The sequence below is a fragment of the Thermoactinomyces intermedius genome, from assembly GCF_013912365.1.
Taxonomy (GTDB): Bacteria; Bacillota; Bacilli; order Thermoactinomycetales; family Thermoactinomycetaceae; genus Thermoactinomyces; species Thermoactinomyces intermedius.
This window is the reverse complement of sequence record NZ_JACETT010000054.1, coordinates 1-7,385: the sequence shown is the minus strand read 5'-3', so window position 1 is coordinate 7,385 and position 7,385 is coordinate 1. Positions and strand designations below refer to the sequence as shown.

The window sequence follows — 7,385 nt, the reverse complement described above, 5'->3', positions numbered from 1 at the left end:
ACCTGGATGGCGGGAGCGTCACTTCACATCATTGAAGAGGCCATGCGTTACGATCTGGAGGCACTCAACCGGTACATGGAGGAACAAGGGATCACGGTTGCTTTTCTGCCGACGCCGGTGGCGGAGCAATTTATGCAGTTGGAAAACCGCAGCCTGAGAGTGTTGCTGACCGGAGGGGACCGGTTGGGCCGGGTGTTGCCGCAGAACTACACGGTGGTCAACAACTACGGTCCGACGGAGAACACGGTGGTGACCACGAGCACCCGGGTGCGTCCGGATGAGCCGGTCACGATTGGGAAACCGGTGGCCAATAACCAGGTGTATGTGTTGAATGAACATCAGCAATTGCAGCCGGTCGGCGTGCCGGGCGAGCTGTGCGTCAGCGGGGAAAGCTTGGCCCGGGGATATTTGAACCGGCCGGAACTGACGGCGGAGAAGTTTGTGCCCAATCCTTATGTGCCGGGGCAAAAGATGTACCGGACCGGAGACTTGGTGCGGTGGTTGCCGGACGGGCGCCTGGAGTTTCTGGGACGGATGGATGAACAGGTGAAAATCCGCGGTTACCGTATCGAGCCCGGGGAAGTGGCCGACAAGTTGTTAAGTTACCCGACCGTGAAAGAAGCCGTGGTGGTGGCGCAAACCGACGAACAAAATCAGTTGCATTTGTGTGCATATTTCACGGCATCGGAGTCCTGCTCCATTCCTGCATTGCGGCAGTATCTGGGAAAAGAATTACCTGATTACATGATTCCGGCTTACTTTATGCAGATGGAGCAACTGCCGTTGAATGCCAACGGTAAAGTGGACAAAAACATGCTTCCCAAACCCAAACAGATGCAAACCGGTGTGGAATATGCAGCCCCCCGCAATGAAAAGGAACGCATCCTGGCGGAGCTGTGGGAGGAAATTTTGCATCTGGACCGGGTCGGGATCCGTGATCAGTTTTTTGAGCTTGGCGGCGATTCCATCAAAGCGATGCAAATTGCTTCCCGCTTAAAACCGTACCGGCTGAAAATGAGATTGAAAGATTTGTTCCAACATCCGACCATTGAAGAATTGGCACCGCTTGTGCACCCCGTCGATGAAGACCGGGAAGAAGAAGTGGTGACGGGGGAAGTCGCGCTGACCCCGATTCAGCGTTGGATGTTTGAGCAGACGGATTATCCGGATCAATGGAACATGGCCATTGTCCTGCACCGGAAACAAGGCTGGGATGCCGGGGTGTTAAAACCGGTTTTCCAAAAGCTGGTGACCCATCACGATGCGTTGAGGATGTCGTTTCAACGGGAAGGACACCGGGTGAAGGCATGGAACCGGGATGTGGAAGGGGAATTTTTCACCATCCACGAGTTTGATGTCAACAGTGAAGATCTTTCGGAAGTGATAAAAAGGGAAGCCAACCGTTTGCATCAATCGCTTCGCATCCATGGCGGTCCGTTGATCCGCCTGGGGATCTTCCACACCGGCGAAGGGGATTACTTGCTGATCATCATTCATCACTTAGTGATGGATGCCGTGTCCTGGCGGGTGCTGTCCGAAGATCTCCATACCGCTTACTCTCAACAATTGGCCGGGGAACCGTTGGCTTTGCCGCAAAAAACGACTTCGTTTCAATCATGGGGCCGTCAATTGCAAGAGTTTGCGAACAGCCCGGCATTACTTGCTGAAATTCCGTATTGGCATGCGCTTGACCGCCTCCGGATTCCGAAACTTCCGGTCGATAAAATAGAAACGCCGGATTATGCCAATCAGCATATCGGCACCGTTTGGGGCCGCCTCCCGAAAGAGGTAACCGCTGACTTGTTGTCCGGGGCGCATCGTGCTTACCAGACGGAGATGAATGATCTGTTGTTGTCGGGCTTGGTGATGACTTTAAACGGTTGGACCCATGGCAAGGTGGCCGTCCAATTGGAAGGGCACGGCCGGGAGGAAGTGATTGACGGAGTGGATTTGACGCGGACGGTCGGATGGTTTACGTCCATGTATCCGGTCGTGTTTGAGCAAGATTCCAAAGATCCGGATGAAGTCATTCCGTATGTGAAAGAAGTCTTGCGGCAGGTTCCCAATAAAGGAATCGGATACGGGATTCTCAAATACTTAACCCGTCCCGAACACAAACAAGATCTTTCGTTCCGGCTCAAACCTGAGATCAACTTCAACTATCAAGGGGAGTTTGTCCGGGATGTGGAGAAAGAGGACATCCAAATCGTGTCCCTGCCGGTGGGAGAAGGGGTTCATCCCCGCGCTCAGTGGCCGTATAAACTGGATTTCAGTTTGTTTGTTGAAAACGGGGAACTGGTCACTCTGATTCGCTACCACCAAACGCTGTATCACCGGGAGACGATCGAACAACTGAAAAACCTCTATCTCCATCATCTGAAAAGAATCGTGAACGTTTGCCGGGAAAAAGTCTTGGTGAAATAAAGACAAAAAACATCCTGTCTGGGTTGTCCAGGCAGGATGTTTTGTCATTTACAGAGCCGGGGTTGGCGTCGGTTCGGCAAAACCGTTGCCGTATTTTTGGTCGATGGATTCCCGGATTTTTTGATCCGAAGCTCCGGATTTTTTCATTTGAATGGATTCTTTGGCAATCTCCAGACAAACCCCGCAAGTGGTGGCATGGGAATCCCATGTGATTTGGTTGTTGGATTGTTGGTGGATAAAGCAATCCAGATTATTGCGATGCCCCACACTTTGTCCGCACCCGCAAAAGCATGGGATTTTGGCCAGCAATTCACGGTGTTTGGAGACTTCCTGATAAGTTTGCGCCACCTCCGCGGGATAATCCTGCAAAAAAGAGGGCAATTCATGGAGTGTGGTGGTCTCCCGGACATCTCCCATTACATGAGGGGATTCACCGGGACCGGCCTCCTCATGCGGATCCGTCTGGCAACCGGCTGCAAAAGACAAGCCAAACAGAAACAGCAAGATGGAAAAAAAACGGATGGTTTTTTGCTGCATGATCATACGGCCTCCCTTTTCCCTCTCATCATAGCAGAAAAAGATGAGTTGGTGTAAAGAAGGGGCAATCTGTTTCAAAAAGATAAAAAAAGAGACCGTTTACACGGTCTCATAGATCCGGGGAACAAAATGATAAAACCACTTGATTGAGATAGCCCAGTAAGCCAGAGTGGCTATCTCGTTTATTATTATAAAGCAATTTGTGAGTTTTTGTTAAGGAAATAAAAGGGAGAAAAACTTTATTTGGGTGATTCATCCTGTTTTTTAAGTGTTTTATTTTTTTAGATATAATGAAGTGTGAAAAAACATGTTTTACCCGATGGATGATCTGAATGATCTAAAAGGGAGATGAGAAAAAGTTGAAAAAATTGATCAATCATCCTGAAAACGTTGTGGATGAAATGCTGGACGGCATGGCAGCCGCGTATCCGGAGAGATTGTCCAGAATTCCGGATTATTCCGTCATTGTGCGCAAGCAGGCGCCGGTTCAAGGAAAAGTGGGGTTGGTCAGCGGCGGCGGATCCGGGCATGAACCGGCTCATGCCGGGTATGTGGGAAAAGGCATGCTGGATGCCGCCGTGCTTGGCGAGGTGTTTACTTCCCCCGCGCCCGATCAGATCGTCAGAGCGATTCAGGCGGCCAACGGGGGCAAGGGCGTCTTGTTGATCATCAAAAATTATGCCGGGGACGTCATGAATTTTGAGATGGCGGCTGATATGGCCGAAATGGAAGGGATCCCCGTGAAATCCGTGGTGGTCAACGATGATGTGGCCGTCAGCGATCCGTCCCGGAGAAGGGGAATTGCCGGAACGGTTTTCGTCCATAAAATTGCCGGAGCTTGGGCCGAAGCGGGGGCAAGTTTGGAGGAGGTTCACCGGATTGCGGAAAAAACCGTGCAAAATATGCGGAGCATGGGAGTGGCTTTAACTGCCTGCACTGTGCCGGCCGTCGGTAAGCCGGGCTTTGATATCCAAGAGGATGAAATGGAAATCGGGATGGGGATTCATGGCGAACCCGGTATCCAGAGAACGGCTCTCTTGTCTGCGGATGAAACCGCCGGTATGTTGTTGGATGCCATTTTTAAAGATTTGCCCCTTCAAAAAGGGGATGAGGTGGCGGTTATGTTGAATGGTTTGGGAGCCACGCCGCTGATGGAGTTGTATATTTTGAACAGGAAAGTATCGGAATGTTTACAAGATAAGGGAATCCGGGTGTTTTCCACCAGTGTCGGCGAATACATGACTTCGTTGGAGATGGCCGGTTGTTCACTCACCCTTTTGAAACTGGACGATGAATTAAAAAAAGGATTGAAAGCACCAGCTGACACCGTTTCATGGGTTCAAGCCGAAGGAGGAAGATAAGATGGAATGGACGGTTTTGCAGGTGAAGCATTGGTTGTCGGAGTTAAGCCGGGTCATGCAAGAAAAAAAAGAAGAACTTTCCCGGTATGATCAGGCCGTTGGAGACGGGGATCACGGTGTGAATATGGCACGCGGCTTTAAGGAAGTGGAGAAAGTCCTGACGCAAGAAAATGACGATCACGATATTGGTTGGTGGTTCCAAACAGTTTCCCGGATCCTGTTAAGCAAAGTGGGCGGGGCATCCGGCCCTTTGTACGGCACTGTTTTTCTGAAAATGGCTTTGGTTTGCAAAGGAAAAAGCGTGTTGACGCATGAAGAATGGGTGAAAGCTTTTTCCGAGGCTTGTCAGGGATTAAAAATGAGGGGAAAAGCGGAGCCCGGCGACAAGACCATGTTGGATGTCTGGGAACCGGTTGTCCGGTACATGGAACAGGCAAAAGAGCCAATTTCGCGGCAAACGGTCAAGGACATTGCCGAACAATCCATGAATGACACCCGGGCGATGGTGGCAAAGAAAGGGCGGGCTTCTTACCTGGGGGAACGCTCGGCAGGTCACTTGGATCCGGGGGACGGTGTCTTCTTATTACTTCTTTCGGACATGGGCAGACCAACCATGGAAGGAGGACAGACAATGAGTTGCGTCGGATTGGTGCTGGTCTCGCACAGCGAAAAGCTCGTTGAAGGATTGGCGGAATTTCTCTCGCAAATCCAAAAAGACGTGCCGGTCGCCATTGCCGGCGGAACGGATGACGGGGAACTGGGAACCAGCCCGTTTAAGATCAAAGAAGCCATCGAACGCGTTTATTCGGATCGCGGAGTTTTGGTTTTATTTGATATCGGAAGTGCCGCCATGTCCGTCGAAATGGCCATCGAGATGTTGGGGGACGAAAAAAAGATTCGCGTGGCGGACGCACCGTTGGTGGAAGGTGCCTATGCCGCCGCCGTGGAAGCCTCGGTCCGGAGTGACTTGGATAAAGTGGCGGCATCGGCACACAAAGCAAGAAATTGGCGCAAATAGAAACATAAAATGTTCCCGGGTTCCTCACAATAAAAAAAGAGAGATGCGCATACTAACTCGTAACCCATTCAAAAGGAGTGAACCCGGTGAAAGAGGATCAAAATGTCCGACCCGATACAGAACCGAATGAAAAAAAGAAGAATGTTGCTGCCCAGATGATCCAGCAATTGGGGCAAACCAATGTTCCTCAACTGGAAAGCAATATTTTTTGTTTGAGCATCATCGGGCAAATCGAAGGCCATCTGGTGATGCCTCCCCAAAATAAAACGACCAAATATGAACATGTGATTCCGCAAATCGTCGCGGTGGAACAAAACCCGAAGATTGAAGGAATGGTGATTGTATTAAACACCGTGGGCGGCGATGTGGAAGCCGGTTTGGCCATCGCGGAAATGATTGCATCGATGCGGAAGCCGACGGTGTCGATCGTTCTCGGGGGAGGCCACAGCATCGGGGTTCCCATTGCGGTTGCGGCGGATAAATCTTTCATTGCCGAAACCGCCACCATGACAATTCATCCGGTCCGTCTGAGCGGATTGGTCATCGGAGTGCCTCAAACCTTTGAATATATGGAAAAAATGCAAGACCGGGTGATTCGTTTTATTTCCACCCATTCAAACATCACGGAAGAAAAAATCCGTGAGCTCATGTTCCGGACCGGGGACCTGGCCCGGGACATCGGAACCAATGTGATCGGAAAAGATGCGGTGAAATACGGATTAATCGATGAAGTGGGCGGTATTTCCGAAGCGCTTGCCGAATTGAACAAAATGGTGGAGACCAACAAACAAAGGGAGATTTTGCAATGATCTACTATTCCACGATTCCCATCGAAATGGCTTTTTACCGCCCGGATGAGTTGAAACTGAAACAAATTCAAGTGGATGGCGTGAAGATGATTGTCCATGAAGGAGAGGAAGGAGAAGCGACCATTGTCCAAGTGCTGAGCGGAGATCCCGGTCATTTTTTGGATCCTCGTTTTCAGCCGGGAAACACCATCAAAAACGTTCCGACCGTGGCAGAGTAAACCGCCGGCAGTCAGCCGGCGGTTTTTTGCGGGATCCGGGAGAAGAACAAAAAGAAAAAATCTTTAAAATCCGGTAGGAGACTTTATGTTGTTTTGGGAAATAAATATCGATAAGATAATACCGACTGGTTATCATTGCCATCAATTACTTTCGGAACGGATGGGTTGAAAAGGTGGTTTCAATGGCAAAAAAGAGAAATAAGAAAAAACAGTCGATTGGAACAAAAAAAGAAATTTTGTTTGAGATTTATGGCATTGTCTTATTGGCATTGTCTTTGGTGACGATTGCCAGTTATGGAGCCATTGGCAGAAATTTGACGTATCTGGCCCGTTTTGTGGTGGGGACATGGGATTTTTTGATTCCGGTTTTGGGAATGGGATTGTCCGTGTACGTGATGGCGCATCACAAGTGGCCGGATCATTGGTCGTCGAGGTGGACGGGAGTCGTTTTGGTGTTTATGGCGCTCATCACGTTTAATCATTACTTGACCTTTCACACCATTCAAACGGACAAGGGAATCATCGATCAGACCTGGTACATGTTGTTGGAGGAAAGGAATTCAGCGGTGCCGCTGGATGTCGGCAGCGGGATGCTGGGGGCTTTCTCCTATGCTTTGCTCCATTTTTTATTCGATGATACCGGCACTTTGATCGTGCTGGCGGCCGTCGTGTGTTGCGGTTTTTTGCTGATTGCCGATTTTTCGTTCACGAAAGCTGCGCTGATCTCAAAGGCCGTTTACAAAAAAGCAAAACAAAGGGGAAAGGATTTCCTGATCGATTGGATCAGGCAATATGACCGGCGCCAAAAGCGGACATCGAAGCAAAAGCGTGTGCGGGAAAAAAACGTCCCCGATGTGGAAGTGAGCAAAGAGCCCATCGATCCGGTAGTTTACGACTTTGAAGATGTGGCTTACCAGGACAGGGAGCAACCGGAGAACGGGAAAAAGCCGGTCCATGAACAAATGAAATTGAAATTGCAGCCGTCGGAGCCGCAGCCCCAACCGAAACAACCGGAACC

The 7,385-nt window shown here is 50.1% G+C and carries 7 protein-coding genes; 6 read left to right on the top strand and 1 reads right to left on the bottom strand.

Going from position 1 to position 7,385, the window contains the following annotated elements:
* On the top strand, window positions 1–2,424 hold a 2,424-nt coding region (locus H1R82_RS12425), incomplete at its 5' end, for a condensation domain-containing protein (protein WP_181821675.1).
* A 48-nt stretch (window positions 2,425–2,472) separates the two neighbouring features.
* Here H1R82_RS12425 and H1R82_RS12420 read toward each other — a convergent pair.
* A complete protein-coding gene (locus H1R82_RS12420) occupies window positions 2,473–2,961 on the bottom strand; it encodes a PCYCGC motif-containing (lipo)protein (protein ID WP_181732618.1) in 489 nt (162 codons plus the stop codon).
* A gap of 359 nt (window positions 2,962–3,320) precedes the next feature.
* Here H1R82_RS12420 and dhaK point away from each other — a divergent pair, with 359 nt between their 5' ends.
* The 5 genes from dhaK to H1R82_RS12390 form a co-directional block, all read left to right on the top strand.
* The gene (gene dhaK / locus H1R82_RS12415; RefSeq protein WP_181732617.1) at window positions 3,321–4,322 is read left to right on the top strand and encodes a dihydroxyacetone kinase subunit DhaK; all 1,002 of its coding nucleotides are present in this window, start codon (window positions 3,321–3,323) and stop codon (window positions 4,320–4,322) included.
* A gap of 1 nt (window position 4,323) precedes the next feature.
* Window positions 4,324–5,340 (top strand): dihydroxyacetone kinase subunit DhaL, encoded by a 1,017-nt coding sequence (gene dhaL / locus H1R82_RS14880; protein ID WP_309544834.1) that lies wholly within the window; start codon window positions 4,324–4,326, stop codon window positions 5,338–5,340.
* Between the two features lie 86 nt (window positions 5,341–5,426).
* Window positions 5,427–6,149 carry a ClpP family protease gene (locus H1R82_RS12400; RefSeq protein WP_370527091.1) on the top strand — a complete coding sequence of 241 codons (723 nt, stop codon included), beginning with the start codon at window positions 5,427–5,429 and terminating at the stop codon, window positions 6,147–6,149.
* A complete protein-coding gene (locus H1R82_RS12395; RefSeq protein ID WP_181732616.1) occupies window positions 6,146–6,367 on the top strand; it encodes a YlzJ-like family protein in 222 nt (73 codons plus the stop codon). Before H1R82_RS12400 ends, H1R82_RS12395 begins: the two co-directional genes overlap by 4 nt.
* A gap of 182 nt (window positions 6,368–6,549) precedes the next feature.
* Window positions 6,550–7,385 (top strand): DNA translocase FtsK 4TM domain-containing protein (locus tag H1R82_RS12390; RefSeq protein ID WP_508613970.1); only part of this gene is annotated, 836 nt, incomplete at its 3' end.